Source organism: Stenotrophomonas sp. STEN035, assembly GCF_056759935.1.
This window is the reverse complement of the sequence record NZ_JBRRDY010000054.1, coordinates 1-19,195: the sequence shown is the minus strand read 5'-3', so window position 1 is coordinate 19,195 and position 19,195 is coordinate 1. Positions and strand designations below refer to the sequence as shown.

General features: G+C 62.9%; 18 protein-coding genes and 1 pseudogene. 10 read left to right on the top strand and 9 right to left on the bottom strand.

What is annotated here, in order from left to right:
- Nucleotides 1–171: 171 nt before the first annotated feature.
- Nucleotides 172–765, bottom strand: a complete 594-nt coding sequence (gene yjgA, locus ACVOLL_RS19650) for a ribosome biogenesis factor YjgA (RefSeq protein ID WP_481514425.1) — start codon at nucleotides 763–765, stop codon at nucleotides 172–174.
- Nucleotides 766–900: 135 nt separating this feature from the next.
- Between yjgA and pmbA the strand changes: the two genes are divergently transcribed.
- Both pmbA and ACVOLL_RS19640 read left to right on the top strand, forming a co-directional pair.
- Entirely contained in the window at nucleotides 901–2,268 is a 1,368-nt protein-coding gene (pmbA, locus tag ACVOLL_RS19645; protein WP_481514424.1) for a metalloprotease PmbA, read from the top strand.
- 104 nt (nucleotides 2,269–2,372) lie between these two features.
- Complete coding sequence (locus ACVOLL_RS19640; RefSeq protein WP_481514423.1) at nucleotides 2,373–2,756, top strand: DUF4870 domain-containing protein; 384 nt, start codon at nucleotides 2,373–2,375, stop codon at nucleotides 2,754–2,756.
- Between the two features lie 266 nt (nucleotides 2,757–3,022).
- Here the strand turns inward: ACVOLL_RS19640 and ACVOLL_RS19635 are convergent, their stop codons facing one another.
- The 5 genes from ACVOLL_RS19635 to ACVOLL_RS19615 all read right to left on the bottom strand — a co-directional run bounded on the left by ACVOLL_RS19635 (nucleotide 3,023) and on the right by ACVOLL_RS19615 (nucleotide 7,880).
- A complete protein-coding gene (locus ACVOLL_RS19635) occupies nucleotides 3,023–3,901 on the bottom strand; it encodes a polyprenyl synthetase family protein (protein ID WP_481514422.1) in 879 nt (292 codons plus the stop codon).
- Nucleotides 3,891–4,151, bottom strand: coding sequence for an exodeoxyribonuclease VII small subunit (locus tag ACVOLL_RS19630; protein ID WP_282269773.1), 261 nt, complete (start codon nucleotides 4,149–4,151; stop codon nucleotides 3,891–3,893). Before ACVOLL_RS19630 ends, ACVOLL_RS19635 begins: the two co-directional genes overlap by 11 nt.
- 31 nt (nucleotides 4,152–4,182) lie before the next feature.
- Entirely contained in the window at nucleotides 4,183–5,481 is a 1,299-nt protein-coding gene (tilS, locus tag ACVOLL_RS19625; RefSeq protein WP_481514421.1) for a tRNA lysidine(34) synthetase TilS, read from the bottom strand.
- Between the two features lie 174 nt (nucleotides 5,482–5,655).
- Complete coding sequence (locus ACVOLL_RS19620) at nucleotides 5,656–6,150, bottom strand: WG repeat-containing protein (RefSeq protein WP_481514420.1); 495 nt, start codon at nucleotides 6,148–6,150, stop codon at nucleotides 5,656–5,658.
- 29 nt (nucleotides 6,151–6,179) lie between these two features.
- A complete protein-coding gene (locus ACVOLL_RS19615; protein ID WP_481514419.1) occupies nucleotides 6,180–7,880 on the bottom strand; it encodes an alkaline phosphatase in 1,701 nt (566 codons plus the stop codon).
- Nucleotides 7,881–8,031: 151 nt separating this feature from the next.
- On the opposite strand from ACVOLL_RS19615, the gene ACVOLL_RS19610 reads away from it, so the two are divergent.
- The 7 genes from ACVOLL_RS19610 to ACVOLL_RS19580 all read left to right on the top strand — a co-directional run bounded on the left by ACVOLL_RS19610 (nucleotide 8,032) and on the right by ACVOLL_RS19580 (nucleotide 15,510).
- The gene (locus ACVOLL_RS19610; protein ID WP_481514418.1) at nucleotides 8,032–9,363 is read left to right on the top strand and encodes a dicarboxylate/amino acid:cation symporter; all 1,332 of its coding nucleotides are present in this window, start codon (nucleotides 8,032–8,034) and stop codon (nucleotides 9,361–9,363) included.
- A 498-nt stretch (nucleotides 9,364–9,861) separates the two neighbouring features.
- A complete protein-coding gene (locus tag ACVOLL_RS19605) occupies nucleotides 9,862–10,395 on the top strand; it encodes a hypothetical protein (protein ID WP_481514417.1) in 534 nt (177 codons plus the stop codon).
- Nucleotides 10,392–11,033: a hypothetical protein gene (locus ACVOLL_RS19600; protein WP_481514416.1), complete on the top strand. Its 642-nt coding sequence runs from the start codon at nucleotides 10,392–10,394 to the stop codon at nucleotides 11,031–11,033. The genes ACVOLL_RS19605 and ACVOLL_RS19600 overlap by 4 nt, the downstream gene beginning before the upstream one ends.
- Nucleotides 11,034–11,080: 47 nt before the next feature.
- Nucleotides 11,081–12,508, top strand: a complete 1,428-nt coding sequence (locus tag ACVOLL_RS19595) for an adhesin (protein WP_481514415.1) — start codon at nucleotides 11,081–11,083, stop codon at nucleotides 12,506–12,508.
- A 150-nt stretch (nucleotides 12,509–12,658) separates the two neighbouring features.
- Complete coding sequence (locus ACVOLL_RS19590) at nucleotides 12,659–13,360, top strand: C39 family peptidase (RefSeq protein WP_481514414.1); 702 nt, start codon at nucleotides 12,659–12,661, stop codon at nucleotides 13,358–13,360.
- A 12-nt stretch (nucleotides 13,361–13,372) separates the two neighbouring features.
- Complete coding sequence (locus ACVOLL_RS19585; RefSeq protein WP_481514413.1) at nucleotides 13,373–14,140, top strand: hypothetical protein; 768 nt, start codon at nucleotides 13,373–13,375, stop codon at nucleotides 14,138–14,140.
- 50 nt (nucleotides 14,141–14,190) lie between these two features.
- A complete protein-coding gene (locus tag ACVOLL_RS19580) occupies nucleotides 14,191–15,510 on the top strand; it encodes a transporter family protein (RefSeq protein WP_481514412.1) in 1,320 nt (439 codons plus the stop codon).
- Between the two features lie 54 nt (nucleotides 15,511–15,564).
- On the opposite strand, the gene ACVOLL_RS19575 is transcribed toward ACVOLL_RS19580, so the two are convergent.
- The 3 genes and pseudogenes from ACVOLL_RS19575 to ACVOLL_RS19565 form a co-directional block, all read right to left on the bottom strand.
- On the bottom strand, nucleotides 15,565–16,896 hold the full coding sequence (locus ACVOLL_RS19575) for a sigma-54 interaction domain-containing protein (protein WP_481514411.1): 1,332 nt from the start codon (nucleotides 16,894–16,896) through the stop codon (nucleotides 15,565–15,567).
- Between the two features lie 197 nt (nucleotides 16,897–17,093).
- Complete coding sequence (locus ACVOLL_RS19570) at nucleotides 17,094–17,837, bottom strand: C40 family peptidase (RefSeq protein ID WP_481514410.1); 744 nt, start codon at nucleotides 17,835–17,837, stop codon at nucleotides 17,094–17,096.
- 106 nt (nucleotides 17,838–17,943) lie between these two features.
- Nucleotides 17,944–18,541 (bottom strand): annotated as a pseudogene (locus tag ACVOLL_RS19565) (C40 family peptidase).
- Between the two features lie 46 nt (nucleotides 18,542–18,587).
- On the opposite strand from ACVOLL_RS19565, the gene ACVOLL_RS19560 reads away from it, so the two are divergent.
- Nucleotides 18,588–19,067 carry an FKBP-type peptidyl-prolyl cis-trans isomerase gene (locus tag ACVOLL_RS19560; protein ID WP_303749578.1) on the top strand — a complete coding sequence of 160 codons (480 nt, stop codon included), beginning with the start codon at nucleotides 18,588–18,590 and terminating at the stop codon, nucleotides 19,065–19,067.
- Nucleotides 19,068–19,195 lie beyond the last annotated feature (128 nt).

The window sequence follows — 19,195 nt, the reverse complement described above, 5'->3', positions numbered from 1 at the left end:
CCCGCTGTCTCCCCGACCGCCCCCCCCAAAACCCCACCCCCCCGCCCCCCCCGCCCCCCGGGGGGCGCTGTGGGGGGCGCCGCGGCCAAGGCGGGGATGCCCCGCAAGGGGCGGATGAGGGGAAGCTTTTCGCTACAGAACCAAACCAGCAGCAAGGCCCCTCAATCCAGATCAATCCTGCTCGTCGTCGCCTTCCACATCATCGGCATCGTCATCGCCAGCAAACTCAGCGGTCGCGCTCAACACCGGCACCAGCATCAGCTCGCGCAGTACCTGATAGATCTCGCGGTAGGCGCGCGGCGGCTTGTTCTTGGCCTTCTCGGCCAGCGCATTGCGCACCAGGGTGCGCAGGGCCTGACGGTCTGCCTCGGGATGCTCGTCCAGCAGCTCGCCCAGGGCGACGTCGCCCTCAGCCAGCAGCCGCTCACGCCAGCGCTCCATGCGGTGCATGATCGCCACTTCGCGGCGCGAGGTCTCGCTGTTGGCGTCCAGTGCGTTGCGGATCGCGTCCAGCGTCTCGTCTTCCTCGCGGCGCATCTGCTTGGCCAGGAACGCCAGCTGGCGCTTGCGCGCACCATGCGAGGTGATGCGCTTGGTGTACTCGATGTGCTCCAGCAGGCCTTCCGGGATCGGCAGGCGCGCCAGCTGCGCTGGGGTCAGCTCCACCAGGGTTTCGCCCAGTGCCAGCACTTCCAGCGCTTCACGCCGGTTCTGGCTACGGCTTTCGCCCAAAAATTCACCGGTTTCTTGATCGCGTCCGCGCATCGCACTGCTACCTACTAAACTTCATGACAGGAAAGCCTGGCGCTCGCCGGGCTCCACGAAAAACCCACGTCACGCCGCCGCCAGTCATGCAAGACCGGGCAGATGTGAAGGGATTTGGCCACCAAGGATAAAGCATTGAACGCCATTAGCACCGATAAGCCTGCCGCCGACGACAGCCTGCAGCGCCTGGAACGTCTGACCGGCATCTCCCAGCGCCTGCTGGAACGGGCCCGCGCCATGGGCGCCAGCCAGGCCGAGGTCAGCTGCAGCGAGGACCGCGGGCTGGACGTGAACGTGCGCCTGGGCGAGGTGGAGACGGTCGAAGCTACCCACGACCGCGGCATCGCGGTGACCGTTTACTTCGGCCAGCGCAAGGGCAGCGCCAGCACCGCCGACCTGCAGGAAGCCAGCCTGGAGGCCACCGTGGCCCAGGCCTGTGCGATCGCCCGCCATACCGAGGACGACCCGGCCTCCGGCCTGGCCGATCCGGCGTTGATGGCGACCGATTTCCCCGATCTGGACAGCTGGCATCCGTGGGAACTCAGCGCCGAGCAGGCGCTGGACCTGGCGCTGGCCTGTGAATCGGCTGGCCGCGACAGCGACAGCCGCATCAGCAACTCCGACGGCGCCTCGGCTTCCACCGCGCAGAGCGTGTCGGTGTATGCCAACTCGCATGGCTTCATCGGCCGTGACCGCAGCAGCCACCATTCCATCGGCTGTGCGTTGATCGCAGGGCAAGGCGACGGCATGCAGCGTGACGGTTGGTATACCAGCGCGATTGCCCGCGAAGACCTGGACGATCCGGCGGCAGTAGGCCTGCGCGCAGCCGAGCGTACCGTCGCCCGGTTGCAGCCGCGATCGTTGCCGACCGGCGAGGTGCAGGTCTTGTTTGCTGCGGAAATGGCGCGTTCCCTGATCGGCCATCTGCTCAGCGCAGTCTCCGGCGGTGCCTTGTATCGGCGTGCCAGCTTCCTGCTCGACAGTGTTGACACCCAGTTGTTCCCTGACTGGTTTGCCATCGACGAGCTGCCGCTGCTGCGTCGCGGCCTGCGCTCCAGTTCCTACGACGGCGAAGGTGTGGCTACCCGCAACTCGGCGTTGATTACCGACGGTGTCCTGCAGCGTTACATCCTGGGCAGTTACTCGGCGCGCAAGCTCGGCCTGCAGACCACGGCCAACGCCGGTGGCGTGCACAACCTGAAAGTGAAGGCCAATGCTGGCGACCGTGCATCCATGCTGTCGGGTATGGGTACCGGACTGTTGGTGACCGAATTGATGGGGCAGGGCGTGAATGGCATTACCGGTGATTACTCGCGCGGTGCCGGTGGTTTCTGGGTGGAGAACGGGAAAATCGCCTACCCGGTGGACGGTGTCACCATAGCCGGCAATCTCAAACAGATGTTTGCTGGCATCGAAGCGGTTGGCACGGACGTGGACACGCGCTCGCATGTTTCTACCGGTTCGATCCTGGTGGGGAAGATGACCGTGGCAGGTAATGATTGACGCAGTCTTGCCAAACAGCGGACTATTCTTAGGTGGAAGCTGGTGTGCTTCCTATAGCTGTCTACTTTTATGGATACGCCCTTTACAAGGATCTTGGGGAAACAATGAGCGACTACCAGAATACTCCGCCGCCGGCACCGACCGGCTCGCCGAATGCTGAAGAACGTCAGTGGGGCATGTTTGCCCATCTGGCTTCGCTGAGCGGCATCATCATCCCGTTTGGCACGTTGCTGGGCCCGCTGATCGTCTGGCTCGTGAAGAAGGACACCATGCCGTTTGTGTCTGATCAGGGCAAAGAAGCACTGAACTTCAACATCACCGTGTTCATTGCACTGGTGGTGTCGGGCATTCTGACCCTGGTTCTGATCGGCCTGCTGTTGCTGGCCGTGGTTGGCATCGCATGGCTGGTGCTTACCATCATGGCCGCGATGGCTGCCAACAAGGGCGAGACGTATCGCTATCCGATGACCCTGCGTCTGATCAAGTAATCGATGCGATGGTTGTTTGACGAAAAGCCCGGGTTTCCCCGGGCTTTTTTGTTTGTCTGCAGGGCGGCGGATGATCTTCTTGTGGGAGTGGCGTCAGCCACGAAGCCGATAGCCCGGCGGCGCGCAGAGCGGCGATCAACGGTTGCAATCGGCATTGCAGGCCTGCTCCCTCCCTTTGCAGTTGGCAAGAGGAGGGAGTGGCTCTGCGCTGTTACCTTGCCAGCATCGCGGCTTACGCCGCTCCCACAGGTTCTACAAAGCCGAGATCAATGCGAGCGACGTACCGTCAGCTCGGCCAAGGCCGACAAAGCTGCCGCACGCTGGCCGAACGGAATCAGTGCCGCCTGCATTGCCGTTGCCAGTTCGGCCAGGGTGGCCTTGGCACCGTCCATGCCCAGCAATGAGGGGAAGGTCGACTTGTCCTGCGCCTGGTCCTTGCCGGCGGTCTTGCCCAGCTGCTCGGAGCTGGCCTCGACATCGAGGATGTCGTCGCGGATCTGGAAGGCCAGGCCCAGCGTGTCGGCGAAGCTGTCCAGCTGTGCAAGCTGGGCATCGCTGGCTTCGCCACACAGTGCGCCCATGCGCACCGCGGCGCGGATCAGTGCACCGGTCTTCATCGCATGCATGCGCTTGAGATCGTCCACTGCCTGCTGCTGACCGGTGGCGTCGATGTCCAGAGCTTGCCCGCCGCACATGCCGGCAGCGCCGGAGGCGCCGGCAAGGGTCTGTACGCAGTTCAGCGCCAAGGTCGGCGGCATCCACCCGCCAGCCAGGATTTCGAAGGCACGGGTCTGCAAGGCGTCACCAGCGAGGATCGCGGTGGCCTCGTCAAAGGCGATATGGGTGGTCGGGCGGCCGCGGCGCAGGGCGTCGTCGTCCATCGCCGGCAGGTCGTCATGCACCAGCGAATAAGCGTGGATGAATTCGACCGCGACCGCGGCCGCGTCCAGGCGTGCCTCGTCAGCGCCGAACAGGTAGCCGGTGGCGTAGACCAGCATCGGTCGCATGCGCTTGCCGCCGCCCAGCGCTGCATAGCGCATGGCCTGATGCAGGCGCTGCGGGGCAAGCTCCGGGTCAGGCAGGGCGTCTTGCAGCTGTTCTTCGGTGCGTTGCAGCCAGCGGGTGAGCAGGGCGTCAGTCTTCATTGCCGCTGCTTTCAAAGGGTTCGGATTTCTCCGGTTGGGCCGGGTCGGTAACCAGGCGGACACGCAGTTCGGCCTGCTCCAGCGCCTGTTGGCACTGGCGGTAGAGACCTACACCACGTTCGTAAGCGGTCAGCGACTGGTCCAGACTCAGGTCGCCAGCTTCCATCTTCTCTACCAACTGTTCCAGTTCTTCGAGCGATTGCTCGAAGTGGGCCACCGGTGAGGTTTCATTGGGGGACTTCTTTGCCATGACGCAAGTGTGAGCGGCCAGCGGGAAAGGGTCAATTCACCGGATCTGGCGATTGCCACTCCAGGGATGCACCGCGGGCCTGTAGCCAATCCTGCAGTGGGGCCGAGATGACCCGGTCCGCCGCCGCCAGCACGCTGTCGCCAACGCAGAGCAATGGTAGCTGAGCACGTAGCCATGGCGGCACATCGGCCTGCTGCAGGCAGTGTTTGAGCTGGTGGCTGTGGCTGCGCCCGGGCAACTGGATGCGCTCGCCACCGTGACGTTGGCGCAGTTGCAATGGTTCATCGAAGGCGTCCGCGCCGCGCAGCAGCAATTTGCCGCCGTCGGGCAGATCCACTGGTTCAGCGCCGTCCCACTCGCGCGTCCAGCCCTCCGGCCAGGGCTTGATCACGGGCACTGCATGCAGTTGGTCACGCCAGCGCACGATGCGGGCCTGCTGCCAGCGGAACTCGGCTTGCTGGTCATGGCCAGCGGCCAGCAGCTGTTGCTGGATAGCTTGTACGCCATTGGCTGGGAGTGCTGGCAATCCTTGTTGCTTCGCCCATAAGCGAAGTACGCGGGATTGTTGCGGCGCTGCGAGTTGCTTGAGCTCGGGCAGCTGCAGTGCGCTCTCTGGGCTCAGACAGTGCTGCAGCAAGCTTGCATCATTCTCGTGCAACAGCGCCGCTGCCTGCGCCGCGAGCTCAGCGCTGCGTGCCATCGCTGCGGTCGCGTGTGGCCAACGCTGGCGCAGCAGCGGTAGAACCTGCAGGCGCAGGAAATTGCGGTCGAAGTCCGCACTGCCATTGCTGGGGTCCTCGATCCACTGCAGCTGATGCTGGCTGGCATAGGCTTCCAGCGTGCTGCGCGCTACCTGCAACAGTGGGCGCCACAAGGTGTTGACCCCGAAGCTGCGTGTTGCCTGCATCGCGGCAAGGCCATCGACACCGGCGCCGCGCAGTGCGCGCAGCAGGAAGGTTTCTGCCTGATCGTCCTGGTGATGGGCCAAGGCCAGCCATTCGCCTTCGTGCAGATGGGCTTTGAATGCGGCATGGCGGGCATCGCGGGCTGCAGCCTCCAGGCCTTGGCCCGCGTCGCGCGGAACATCAACATGCACTACCTGCAGCGGGATGTTCCACTGTGCACAGAGGTTGGTGCAATGCTGTTGCCAGTCATCGGCAACTGTCTGCAGGCCGTGATGCACATGCAATGCGCGCAGGCTGCCGGGCTGGCGTCCAGGGGCGTTGGCGAGCAGATGCAGCAGCACGGTGGAGTCCAGGCCGCCGCTGAAGCCGACCATCACCGGGATGTCGGTTGCGGACTGCAACAGGGAAGAGGAAAGCGGGTTCATGACCGCGCCGAGTATCGGCGGCGGCGGCGACGGCTGCAATTGTTGGTGCGCCGTGTTGTGGGAGCGGTGTGAGCCGCGAAGCAGATAGACCCTCAGATCGCGGGTGGGCTGGCGATTTCATTGTTGCCAGTTTCGCGGCTGACGCCGCTCCCGCAAATCCACGCAAGACCAGGCTCAGGGCAGGATCTTGCCCTGACGATCGATGCGGTAATACTTGCCGCCTTCGATGGCGGTATGACCGCCGGGGTCGGGCTTGCCCGGCGCGCAGCCCTGGCAGACCTCGGCAACACCGTCCTTGAATGGCCAGCCCCAATCGAAGCGGGCGGCAAAGGCCGGCTGCAGTTGGCGGTCGTAGTAGCCGATCTGGCCGCCGACCATGGAACGGGTCAGGCCTTCTTCGAAGGCATCCGGGCCGTTGTCGTAGGTGATCACCGGCAGATGGCGGCCGTCGCGACGCAGGTAGTAATGCTGTTTGCCGGCACTGACCGCGGTAAGCCCATCAGCATCGTACTCAAGCTGCGCCAGCGCTGTTTCGGTGACGATCAGCCTGCCATCGCCGGCCCGCTTGCAGCCCCCCAGAATCTTGAACGTATCGGTGTCCATCCGGTAGCAGGCCTCGTCGGCCAACGCGATCGCTGGCACTGCGGCCAGTGACAGCAATGCTGCCACTGGCCATCCGGCAGCGTGCCGGATACGGCTCACTGCGCCTTGCGCTCGAACTTGACCGGCTGCGGCAGCTCGACCGGTACGCCTTGCGCGTCACAGGTGCCCAGGGCACACAGGCGCTCACGCAGGCGCGGGGTGGACTGCACGATCAGGTGGTAGATGGTGTTCTGTTCCATCGTGCCGCGCACTGCCTTGCTGCCCGGGCCGCGTGCCCAGATGCCGACGTCTTCGCCACCGTGCGATTCGCTCTTGGACGGCACCAGCGCTTCCTGCATGTAGTCCGGATGCTCGGTGTCGACATGGGTCAGGTCGGGGCGGCCGTTGGCGGTCTCGAAGCTGCTCGGAGAATGCGGGAAGCGCTTCGGGCCGGCTGGCTGCTGGTTGCTGGCGCCGGTGTAGCCCGGGCCGTTGGCATAGCTCAGGGTGGTGTAGGGCATGCCCATGCCGTCGCGGGCGAGGTCCAGGGCACCCATGCCGTCTTCGCCGCCCTTGTCCTTGACCTTGCCGAGGATGGCATTGCCACGTGCCGGGTAGCCGACGAAGTTCAGCGTATGCGAGTGATCGGCGGTGACGATGATCAGGGTGTCTTCGGCCGAAGTGGCGTCCACGGCGGCCTTGACCGCATCGGACATGGCGATGGTGTCGCCGAGCGCACGGGCCGCGTTGCCGCTGTGGTTGGCGTGGTCGATGCGCGCGCCTTCGACCATCAGCACGAAACCTTCCTGGTGCTTGGACAGGTTGGCGATGGCGGCGCGGGTCAGTTCGGCCAGCGACGGTTCACCTGCACGGTCCTTGGGACGGTCCTGCTCGTACTGCATGTGGTCCGGCTCGAACAGACCGAGCAGGGCCGGCGCGTTGGCGGCCGCCTTGAGCTGGTCGGTGTTCCAGACGTAGGCGCCCTGCGGGTGCTTGGCCTGCCATTCGGCGACCAGGTTGCGGCCGTCCAGGCGCAGGCCAACCTTGTCGGCGTATTCCGGGTCCTGCTCGTTGATGGTGGTGAACTGGCCACGACCGCCGCCCAGCGCAACCAGCGGGCCCTGGCCGTAACGCGAGGTGGAGATCAGCTGCTGGGCGATGTCGACGCAGCCGGCGGCCTTGGCCGCTTCCGGCAGGTCGGTGTCGTTTTCCCAGTTGCGCTCGGGCGAGTGCGCGTAGGTTGCCGCCGGGGTGGCGTGGGTAAGGCGCGCGGTGGAGACGATGCCGGTGGCCATGCCGGCGCTGTCGGCCAGCTGCAGCCAGGTCAGCAGGCCCTTGGGCAGGCTGTCGGCGCAGTTGTTGCGGCTGCCGGCGCTGACGCCGATGGCGCCCATGTGGCTCTTCACGCCGGTGGTGATGGCGGTCATGGTGCCGGCCGAGTCGGGGGTCTGCGAGTCGGTGTTATAGGTCTTGCTGAACGCAGTGGCCGGGAAGCGCTCCCAGGACAGCAGGTTCTCTTCACCTGGCTGGCCCTTGCGCTGGCCTTCGAGGATGCGCGCGGCGGCCACGGTGGTCAGGCTCATGCCGTCGCCCAGGAACAGGATCACGTTCTTGGCCTTGCCGGCCATGGCGCCATTGCCAGCGGCGCGGGCGGCACCGTCGCGGTACCACCACTGCGGCGTTTCCCCGTCCGGGCGGGTTATCTGGGGGACGTCAACGCTGACTGCGTTGGCCGGGCCGGACTGCGGGCCGGTGCTGGCGCAGGCGCCGAGCAGCAGGGTGGACAGGGCGGCGGACAGAAAACTGGCTTTGTGCATCGTGGTTGTTACCGCTGGATGAAGACAGACCGCCATTATGGTCAAGCGTGGAAGGCATGCATATGACACGCAGCTTTTCTGTGTGGGCATCGTGCCGGCGGAGGCCTTGCGCTATCGTGGGAACCTTCGATTTGTTCTCCGGATTGACGATATGAATGTGGTTTCTGCCTGGCTGCGGATCCCCTTCTGGCAGCGGGTGGTTGGCGGCTTCGTGCTGGGCGCGCTGGCTGGCTGGGCGCTGGGACCGGCTGCCGAGACCTTTTTCGGCCCGCTGGGTGAGCTCTACGTCACCCTGATCAAGATGATCGCGGTGCCGTTGGTGTTCTTCGCGGTGATCAATGCGATCGGCTCGCTGCATGGGCAGAAGTCGGTGGCTGCGCTTAGCGGCCGCACCTTCCTGTGGTTTGTCATCACTGCCGCGTTGGCGGTGGGCATCGGCCTGCTGGTCGGTACGGTGATGCAGCCCGGTACCGGTGGCCTGAAGCTGGCGGTGGATACGGCCTACACGCCGCGCGACGTGCCCTCCATCGCCAAGGTGTTGATGGATGTGGTGCCTTCCAATGTGTTCTACGCGCTGGCCGGTATCGGCACCAAGGCCAATGCGGCGGGTGAGCAGGTGCTTGCGGCAGGGCGTGGCTCGATCCTGCCGGTGATCTTCTTCGCCGGCCTGCTTGGCTTTGCGATGGTCAAGCTGGGCGAGAAGGTCAACGAAGCGCGCAAGCTGGTCGGGCAGATGAGCGAGATCATGATCCAGGTGACCCGCTTCGTGCTTGAGATGACGCCGCTGGGTACCTTCGGCCTGATCGCCGGGCTGGTCGGCAGCTATGGCTTCGAGAAGCTGCTGCCGCTGGGCAACTTCGTGCTGGCGCTGTACGTGGCCTGCGCGCTGCACATCGTCATCGTCTACAGCGGTCTGCTGCTTGCGCATGGCCTGAACCCGTGGAAGTTCTTCCGCGGCGCGGCGCCGGGCATGCAGGTGGCGTTCGTGGCTTCGTCGAGCTTTGCCGCGATGCCGGTGGCGATGCGTTCGATCAGCGACAACCTCGGCGTCAACAAGGACTACGCCTCCTTCGCGGTGCCGCTGGGTGCGAGCATCAAGATGGATGGCTGCGGTGCGATTTACCCGGCCTTGTGTGCGGTGTTCATCGCTCAATACACCGGCGTGCCACTGACCCCGGAGCAATACGTGATCGTGCTGATCGCATCGGTGCTGGGCAGCTTCGGCACCGCCGGCGTACCGGGCACGGCGGTGGTGATGGCGACGGTGGTGCTGAGCGCGGCCAACCTGCCGCTGGAAGCGATCGGTTACCTGTACGCCATCGACCGCATCCTCGACATGATGCGCACCATGACCAATGTCACCGGGCAGATGGTGGTGCCGGTGATCGTGGCCAAGGAGACCGGCCTGCTCGACCAGCAGGTCTACGACGCTGCGGGTACGCCCGCGATGGGCGCTGGTGCTGGTGGACGCCATCTGGATTAGCGGGCTTGCAGCCGCAAGGGCAGAAGTAGGTCGGCATCACCGCAAAGCCGTTCACTGAAGTATCTGAGTCACCCGGAATCCGATGCCAGACCTTTGGCATCGGATTTTTCTTTTGTGGGAGCGGCGTAAGCCGCGAAATCCGTAACTCACCAGGTGGCAAAGATACGGGTAGCCCGGTGCCGCCGGCTTTGCGGCTTACGCGGCTCCTGCAAGCACAGCAGAGGTCTTGCAGGCCCATGTCATGCCCGGCGGTTGTTGCCTGTAGCAGGTGTAACAACTGTCTGTAACAACGCTGATACAGCCGCGTGAAAGCCATGCCTGGTCTGCCTTTCGCGGCTCCAGCGGGGCTGCCATGTGCCGGCTTTGATATCCGCGCTGCTGTGACATGGATACACTGGCAGTTGCTGATTTTATTTATTAACTAATTGTTTTTATTGGCAATAAGTGTTTGGCACGGATGCTGCTCTATCACTCGCGTTGGTACGAGTGGACGACGCAATGGACAGCTGGACCCTACATCGTTATGCAGCCCTGATTGGTGTTTTGTTGATCAGTACTGTCGCCAGTGAGGCCGCCATGGCTTCGGGCGCGCGTCAGGGCGTAAAGGCACAGCCGGGCGAGATTGTGCTGTTGCGTGATGTGTCCACGCGACCGGCCTACCGCACGGCGCCGCCGGGCATGGCTCTGATTGCCGACCCTTCACCGCGCAAGGAGCTGAACTCTGCCCTGGGCACCGGTGGCATGAGCGAACTGAATGATGACGACTATGCGGCAATGGGTTCTGGCGTGGCTGGCAGCCAGTTGGCCGGACATGGCCAGACCACGGTCGAGCGGGTAACCACCGGCGTGGTTGGCGGTACCTTGGGGCGGGTTGTTGGTGGTGATGGAATGTTGTCTGGTGGCCAGTTGTCAGGTGCCATTGGTGGCCCAATGGGCGCTGTAGGCGGTGCGACACGTGGGATTGGTGACCAGGTGCGCGGTGCCTTGGCGCAGTTCCCGCTGGGCCAGCCGGCCGGGCCGGGTGGTAAATGAGCACCTCCATCGCCCGCGTGACGGGTGCCTTGCTGCTAGTGGTGATGTCCGCAGCAGGCAATGCACACGCGCAGTCGGCCACTGACAGCTATAGCGGGATGCTGTCCTATCTCTCCACCGATACGCGGATCGAGGGCGGGGCCTTGGCCGGTGCCAATGGTTCGATCAAGGTCAACCAAGCCGCAGGCGACCTCAATCTGCAGGCGAACCTGCACAGCATGGCCAATGGTGCACAGGCATCGGCCAGTGTGCGCAGCCTGCAGCAGCGCCAGTCCAATCTTCTTAATTCGCCGATGCAGGCCTCGGCCACCATCGGCGGCAATGCGCTGGCAGGTGCCAGTGGCATCGCATCGATCAATCAGGCCAGTGGTGGCGGCAATGCGGAGTTGAACTCCGTCACCGCAACACTGGCCGCACAGGGCATACGCGAGGCAAGCGATGAGGCCATGGCTTCATCCGAGGTGCTCGCGTCGGCAGGGGGGCAGTCCGCTGTCACCGACCCACGCGCGACCCGAAGGGTAGGCGTGGAGGCATCCGCGTTGCGCGGATTTGACGGCGTACTGCAACTCAATCAGATCGCGGGATCAGGCAATGCAACGGAGAACAGATTCAGCATCTCCGTGCAGGGCACCCCGTGAGCACAGCTCCATCCACCCGATGCATCAGAAAACCTGAAGAGGGCACCATGAAAGCGATTAAATGGAATGTACTCGCCATGGCGGTTTCCGCGCTGACTCTCAGTGCGGCAGCCAATGCGGCGGACGACCAGAACGCGAGCGCGAACATCGATCACAAACACAACGTGACCGAGACGCGCACGAATACCAACACGAACACCAACATCAACACCAATGTTGATACCGATGTCGATCTGAAGTTGGATGCCGCAGCCCGCCTGCGCTACAACGACACGCGCAACAACACGGACACGCGGACCAACACCGAGACCACCAGTACCTGGTCCAGTGATGTAACCGAGAACGTGCAGAAGACCTCGAACATCACTGCCGACGAGCGCAAGGAAAAGAACAATCACGGCGTTGATGTGAACATCGAGAAGGACATCCGTCTGAGCTCGGACGTGAACTTCTCCGGTGACCCGACCATTACCGGCAACATCGATCTGGACTCGGCTGCGATTGCCATCATTGACAACCGTCAGTCGATCTCCAACAACCATGCCCGCAATGGCTTGTTGGACAACACCGCATCGATCGGCGATGACGTGGGTTCAAATGCCTCGGGCAACCTCGGCTTCAACGTGGCTGCCGGCGACAACAACGCGCAGGACAATGCGGCTGCGCTGTCCGCTGCCGATGCGTCCTTCAGCTTTGGCATGGCTGACGCGGAAGTGTTCGTGAACCAGGCTGGCATGAACAACATGACCTGGAACCATGGCGTGACCAATGACGCTGGTATCAGCGGCAACGCCTTCTCCGGGGCAGCTGGCAACATCGGTGTCAACGTGACCTCGGGCAACAACAACGAGCAGAAGAACGCTCTGGCTGCCTCGGTTGCTACCAGCGCCTATGCCACCTCGACAATCAGCTCGAACCAGACTTCGAGCGGCAACAAGGTCGAGAACAATGGCTACTACGATCGCATGGTCAGCACCGTCAACGTAAACCTGAGCGGCAAGGTGACGGGTACCACCAAGGGTAGCGGCACCGGCGAGTACACCGGCACCGGCAACTCCTACCAGAAGACCAACTTCTATCCGGACAACTGGAGTGGCGACACCCATCCGTCCGGTGACCAGACCGGTCACTCTGATTGGGACAACCAGACTCAAGGTGCCGTCGCCAATCCGAACCGTCCGGGCGTGGGCGGCATGGCGTGGGATACCGATGAGAAGGGCACCAGCAAGTTCAGCGAGATGGGAACGGCTGATCTGACGGCCAGCCTCAGTGGCCAGGTGAGCACCGTGAACTGGGTGGCGGTCAATGCGACCAATACCGCCAGTCTGTCGGGCGCGGCGTTCTCCAACGCTTCCGGCAACATCGGTGTGAACGTGTCCTCGGGCACCGGCAACCTGCAGGCCAACAGCCTCGCGCTGGCGGTGGCACAGCCGTCAACCGGTGGTGGCACTCCACCCAACGGTGGTGGTGAATGAGTTGTAACCGGATGTGTCATCAATTGGGATGACGCGCCTGCTTCGCGCAACAAACCCGGCCATCCGCCAATGACCGGGTTCCGGGAGCCCCCATTCCTCTCCCCCGGGAGGGGGGCTCCCACCTTCCGGCGCTCTGGAGGAACTACGCTCATGGGTTGTCGCTCGCTGCTGTTGGCTTGTGCGTTGAGCTTGTCCCCGGGCCTGTTGCATGCAGGCGAGGTGGCATTCAGCAGTGTGTTGCCCAATGGCGCGTTGTACAACGGCAAGATCGAGAGTATGAAGGAGCGGCGCTTCCGCAATCTGGTTCGGCAGCAGACCGACTACAGCTGCGGCGCTGCGGCGTTGGCGACCATTCTCAAGCATGCCTACCACCTCAATACCGATGAGGCGACGGTGATCCAGGGAATGATGGGGGTCGCAGATCCGGAGTTGGTAAAGCAACGCGGGTTTTCGTTGTTGGATATCAAGCGTTACGTGGAATCGTTGGGCATGCGTGGTCGCGGCTATCGGATCGATGAAGAGCGGCTGATGAATCTGCGCGTCCCCAGCTTGGTATTGATGGATGTACGCGGCTTCCGCCACTTCGTCGTACTCAAACAGATACGTGATGGCATGGCCGAGGTGGCTGATCCGATTCTCGGTAACCGTGTGGTGCCAATGGCCGAGTTCCTTGAATCCTGGCCCTCCCGTGCGGTGTTCGTGGTGATAGGCAGCGATTTCGACCGCAATACGGTGTTGTTGCAACCCAGTGAGAGGCCCAGTGCACGCGCGCTGTATGCACGCCAAGGGACCAGCCCCATTACCGATGCAGAACTGGTCGACTTTGGTTTCAGCCATGCCGACCTGTTCTGAAGGAGTGTTGTGATGAACGCAATGAAGTTCGCCCTGCTGGCCTTGGCGCTGAGTGTCGCGCTGCCAGTGCTTGGCGCGGAAACTCCACAAAAGCCGGGCAAAGGCTTGCATGAAATACCCGACCCGGAACTCAATCTGATGCGTGGCCGCTATACCGTCGGCGGCAATGCGGTGGCCTGGTTTGGGGTGACGATGATCTCGACATGGCAGACCACCACCGGCCAGAACCTGCAGGGGACGATGCGGCTGGGCATGGATTTCAGCAAAGGTGGCAACGTACCGAAGGTGACGTTCACGCCCAGCGTCAGCATCACGGCGGCCAATGCTCCGCTGCCTGATACCAGCGGCCGCAGCATTGACGGCAGTGGTCTGGACAACGTGGCAGGCGTCAGTCAGAGCGTACAGATTGCCGGCGACGGCAATCGCGCCAGCAATGTCATGCATCTGAACGTGCGTAATGACGGCATCGTGCCGGGTGCCAGTGGAACGGTGGCGGGCAATGCCTCCGCACAGTCGGGCGATGCCAGTGCGGTTGCCAGCTTCGACGGCAACGCGGCGCGCCTGCAGCTGACCATCCAGGGTCAAGGCGCGGTGCAGCAGTGGCTGCGCAGTGGCAGCGTTGGCCAGGGCATCCAGCTGACCAGTGATGGGCAACTGGTGAGCAATCGGTTGCAGATTGATCTGGTGAGGGAGTCGATGGCGGGGAATCTGCCGTTGGCCCAGAACGTGGCACAGGCCATCACGCTCAATCGGGGGATTGGCGGGATTGGCGGGCAGTGAGCACGTGCGCGGCACGTGCTTTGGCAAGTTCAACGTAGAGGAACGAGACAATGAAACGACTGGCGATGGCGGCGCTGGTGAGTCTGACTGTTGCTTCACCACGGGTGATGGCGCAGGAGGCGACAACCGGCAGTAAGGACGCAGAGGACGTTAGGGCACTGGTGGCACAGCTGGAGGCGCTCAAGGCCAGTTATGCGCAGGAGGTTCGGCGTCTGCGCGAGTTGGACATGCAGGTGCAGGCAATCCAGGCGCGTGTCACTGGCAAGACCGCACAGGTGCTGCCAACCCCACAGATGCCTGCGGGTCAAACCGCAGCTGCTCCTGTTCCGGCGGCGACGCCCCCTGTGGGACCGGCAGGTGAAGGTTATGCAAGTAGCGCAGCCGAAGCACAGCAGGCCAAAGAGGCGGCGCGGCGCAGCGTGGATGACGTAAAGCAACAACAGTCGGCCCTGTTCAACCAACGGCTGACTTTGGAAAACAGCGTCACTTATGCGCGCTATGACCGCAAGCAACTCACCCTCAACGGGTTCCTGGCGCTGGACGCGATCTTCCTGGGCAATATCGCCATCGAGAATGTCGAATCCGATTCGCTCACCTACAATTTCGCAGCGCGCTGGGGCATCAATCCTCGGCTCACATTGAATCTGGATGTGCCGTACATCGCCCGCAAGACCATTTATCAGAAGGGTGGTGCGGGTGGTTCGGCGGCAGCCATCGCGCAGGAAGAAACACACGGCACCGGCATTGGTGATGTCACTGTCAGTGCAAATTACAAGCTGTTTGGTGAGCGTGGCTGGCGGCCGGAGACCGTCTTGACCGGCGGTATCACCGCGCCGACCGGGCGCGAACCTTATGGTCTGGATTGGAAGGTGATCGAACGCGATGATGACAACTTCATTCGTTTCGCGGTGCCGTCCAAACAGCCAACCGGCAATGGGCTTTGGCAGGCCAACATCGGGCTGTCGGCGGTGAAGAGTGCGGACCCTGCGATTCTGTTCGGCAACATCGGCTATGTACGCTCGTTCAAGCGCAGCTTCGACGACATCGATGCCAATCCGGACACAGTCAATCCGGGTGAGGTGAATCTTGGCAACTCGTATTACTTCGGTGCCGGCGTGGCATTTGCGTTCAACGAGCGTACCAGCCTGAGCATTTCCTTTAGTGACCGGATGAGCGCACGTGCAAGCACGCGCTACAAGGACGGCAAGTGGATGAAAGTGATAGGCAGTGATGGCAATGCCGGTACGCTCAACCTTGGGGTGACGTACGCGCTGACATCCAAGGCTACCTTTGTCACCTTGCTGGGAATCGGCTTGACGCCGGACGCGCCGGATTTCACCTTGGCATTCAAAGTGCCTTACATGCTGTAAGGATGTTTGCGGGATGACGATTGGTAACGGATAGGGGGCGCTGCGTTCAGTTGATCAACGCAGCGCTTCCAGTTCCAGCTGATGCTTGCGGCACATGCGGTAAATGGTGACCCGCGACACTTTCATCAGTCTGGCGCAGGCGCTGATGTTGTATTGGCTTTGTTGCAGGCAGGACAGCAGGGTTTCGCGTTCGGCATGACTGCGCGCCTGGCTGAGTTGGGCGCCGTTCGCGGGCTGATTGAGCTCCAGATCGGTGCAGCTTATCAACTCGCCTTCGGCGGTGATCGCTGCACGTTGTACCCGGTTGAGCAGCTCGCGGACATTGCCTGGCCATGAAAAACGGTTCATCGCCTGACGTGCTTCAGTGGTGTAGCCGCGCGCGCGGGTGGGGTGACGCATGCGGAAGTTGCGCAGGAACTGCCGGGAAAGCAGCTCGATGTCACCGTCGCGCTTGCGTAACGGCGGCATTGGCAGGCGCAGTACGTTGAGACGGTAGTAAAGATCGCGGCGGAAACGACCTTCTTCCACTGCGCGTTCCAGATCCACGTGGGTGGCGGCGAGGATGCGTACGTCTACCGGAATGGGCTGGTTGCTGCCGACCCGCTCGATGGTGCCTTCTTGCAGTACCCGCAACAGGCTGGTCTGCGCATCCAAGGGCAGGTCACCTATTTCGTCCAGAAACACGCTGCCGGTGTGCGCGGTTTCAAACAGGCCTTGGCGCCGGCCGGTGGCACCGGTGAAGGCGCCGCGCTCATGGCCGAACAGTTCCGACTGGATCAAGCTGGAAGGGATGGCACCGCAGTTGATGGCCTGGAAGGGTTGGCCGTTGCGTGGCGATAGGCGATGCAATGCATGCGCCGCCACTTCTTTGCCGGTACCGGTTTCTCCGGTGATCAGGACCGGAAGATCGACCGGCGCGTACTTGCGCAGGGTGGCGCGCATGACCAGCATCACCTCGCTCTCGCCGAGCAGGGTTTCCAGCACGTCCTCACTGGCTGATCGTGGCACTTCATTGCTCAGGCCCTGCAGCCCGCGTAGCAGTTCTTTCAGATCAGGAGGGTGCGGAAATTGCTGCCGACAAGCGGCAAGCAAGGGGTGGTTTGGCAATTGCCCGCCGCCGTCGGTAGCCGGGGTGATGGCAAACAGCGGCATATGGTGGTGCTCGGCGGTGAGCTTGCCGATGCGCTCCAGCTCACTCTCCGAGCTGGTGCGGAAATCGATCAGGCCAACCACCGTGTCGCCGCCACGCATGCCTATGTCTGCGGGCTGTTGGGGAAGTACCGTTCGCACCTGCCAGCCATCCGCAGCCAGCATCACTTTCTCTCTTGCCCCCGGATTTCCGAACCAGATCACACAACGTGTACTTGACACAGATGTTGCGGCCATGCCTGGTCACTCCTCCATTCGGCGTCACCATATACCTGTGTTTCACGCATGCGCAATCGTATTTGGCACTTTATTGGAGGCGGTTGGAGCGTTGTTCGTATTAACTTTTGTGCAAAAAAAGTGATGTCAAAAGGGCGGGCAATAAAAAAGCCGCAACCCGGAGGTTGCGGCTTGGCAGGTAGTTGCCGACAGGGCGCTTACAGCGCCACGCGACGTGCCTGCATGAACTTGTCACCCCAGTAACCGGTGAGCAGGGTATCGGTGCGTACATCCTTGCCGGTGCTTGGGGCATGCAGGAAGCGACCTTCACCGACATAGATGCCCACGTGATCGACTCGGCCCTTGCGGCCGAAGAACACCAGGTCGCCGGCGGCCAGGGAGGCGCGGTCATTGATAAGTTCGGCATTGGCCTGGCTGGCCATTTCGCGCGACACGCGCGGCAGCTCGACACCCAATGCGGTACGGAACACGTAGCCGACCAGGCCACTGCAATCAAAGCCGGCATCCGGCGAGGTGCCGCCCCAACGGTACGGCGTGCCCAGCAGGGTCATGGCGCGACGCAGGATGGACTGCACCTTGCCGTCGGAATCATTGGCCAGCGCTGCCTCGGTGGCAGCAGAGACGCCCTTGGAGGCGTCGTAGGCGGAAATGAGGCGGCTGAGATCGCCGGCAAACATCGCCGAACGGTCCATCAGCGGAATGGTGTCGCTGGCGGCCAGATGCGGCAGCAACGCGGCGAGTGTGGCGGTGGCAGCGCTGTCAGCCTTGCTGCGCGGTGCTTCGGTTTTGGCCGCGACCGGCTTGGCAGCTGGGGCGGTATCAGCGCTCTGAGCGAGGGCAGGCAGGCTGGCCAGAGCCAGTGCCGCAGCGCAGATCAGGCGGCGGAGGGTGAGCGAAACAATCTTTGGCTGGCTCGGATGGGACGTGTTGTCAGTCGTCACGCGGCAGTCACTGGAAAAAGTCGATGGGGGATCATGCCTTGTGAAACGTGTGGATAGGTACAATTTTCGTTAACAAACCGTTATTTTTCGTGGTGAAAGTCTCGTTTTACCGCAATACCCGCTTCGCACCGGTGTAATGATCACGCCAATAGGCCCCGTCAAGGTGGTCGAGGCGAACCGTTCCGCCGGTGCTGGGCGCGTGTACAAAACGGCCTTCACCGACATAGATTCCCACGTGCCAGACGTTGCCTTTGTTGCCGAAGAACACCAGATCACCGGCGGTCAGACGGTCGGGGGCGATCTTTGGCCCCTGGATGGCGGCCAGTTCGCGCGAGGTGCGTGGCAGATTCAGTGCCAGCATGTCCCGGTATACATAAGTGACCAGGCCGCTGCAGTCGAAACCGGACTCCGGCGTGTTGCCGCCGTAGCGGTATGGAGTGCCAACCAGTCCCAGGGCCCGCATCAGCACCGAGGCCGCTGCGGCGGGGTCTGCAGGGGCGACCGGCGAGTAATTACGGGCCGGATCGGGTGCTGAGGCCCGTTTCGGGGGGCTGTGCCCGCAGGCGGTCAGGAGCGCGGCGGTCAGGAGCGTGGCCGGCAGGCGCCACGAACGGATGCGGAAAACTGGCGTGATGTGCATGGAGCCCGGATAATGCGCCACCTTAGAAGGCCGTCATCATGGCGGCGTCCCCGGCGGCCGACAAGCCGTCCCAACGTCTGCCAGCGGGCAGCCATTTATCAGAGTTGCGCATGAAGATCGAAAAAGACCGCGTCGTCCGTTTCCACTACACCGTCTCCGAAGTCGGCCAGGAGCCGATCGAAAGCTCCAAGGACCGTGATCCGTTGGCCATCCTGATCGGCCACGGCAACATCATCCCGGGCCTGGAAGCGGCGATGATGGATAAGGAAGCCGGCGAAAGCTTCGGCGTCGACGTGACGTCGGCCGACGCTTACGGCGAGCGCCGCGAAGGCATGACCCAGCGCGTGCCGAAGAAGCATTTCGGCAAGACCCCGCTGATCCCGGGCACCCAGGTGATCCTGCAGACCAACTTCGGCCCGCGTGCGGTCACCGTCGAGAAGGTCGGCATGACCGTGGTCGACGTCGACCTGAACCACCCGATGGCCGGCAAGGACCTGCATTTCGACGTGGAAATCATCGAAGTGCGTGAAGCCAGCGAAGAAGAAGTGCAGCACGGCCACGTGCACGGCGACGGCGGTCACCAGCACTAAGCGCTTGCCGCAAGGCAATGCAGTACCGGAGCGGCCCGCGAAAGCGGGCCGTTCTGCGTTGTGGGGCCGTCCCATGTAGTGCCGAGCCATGCTCGGCAGAGGCTTTACCGGAAGAGCCCCTGCCGAGC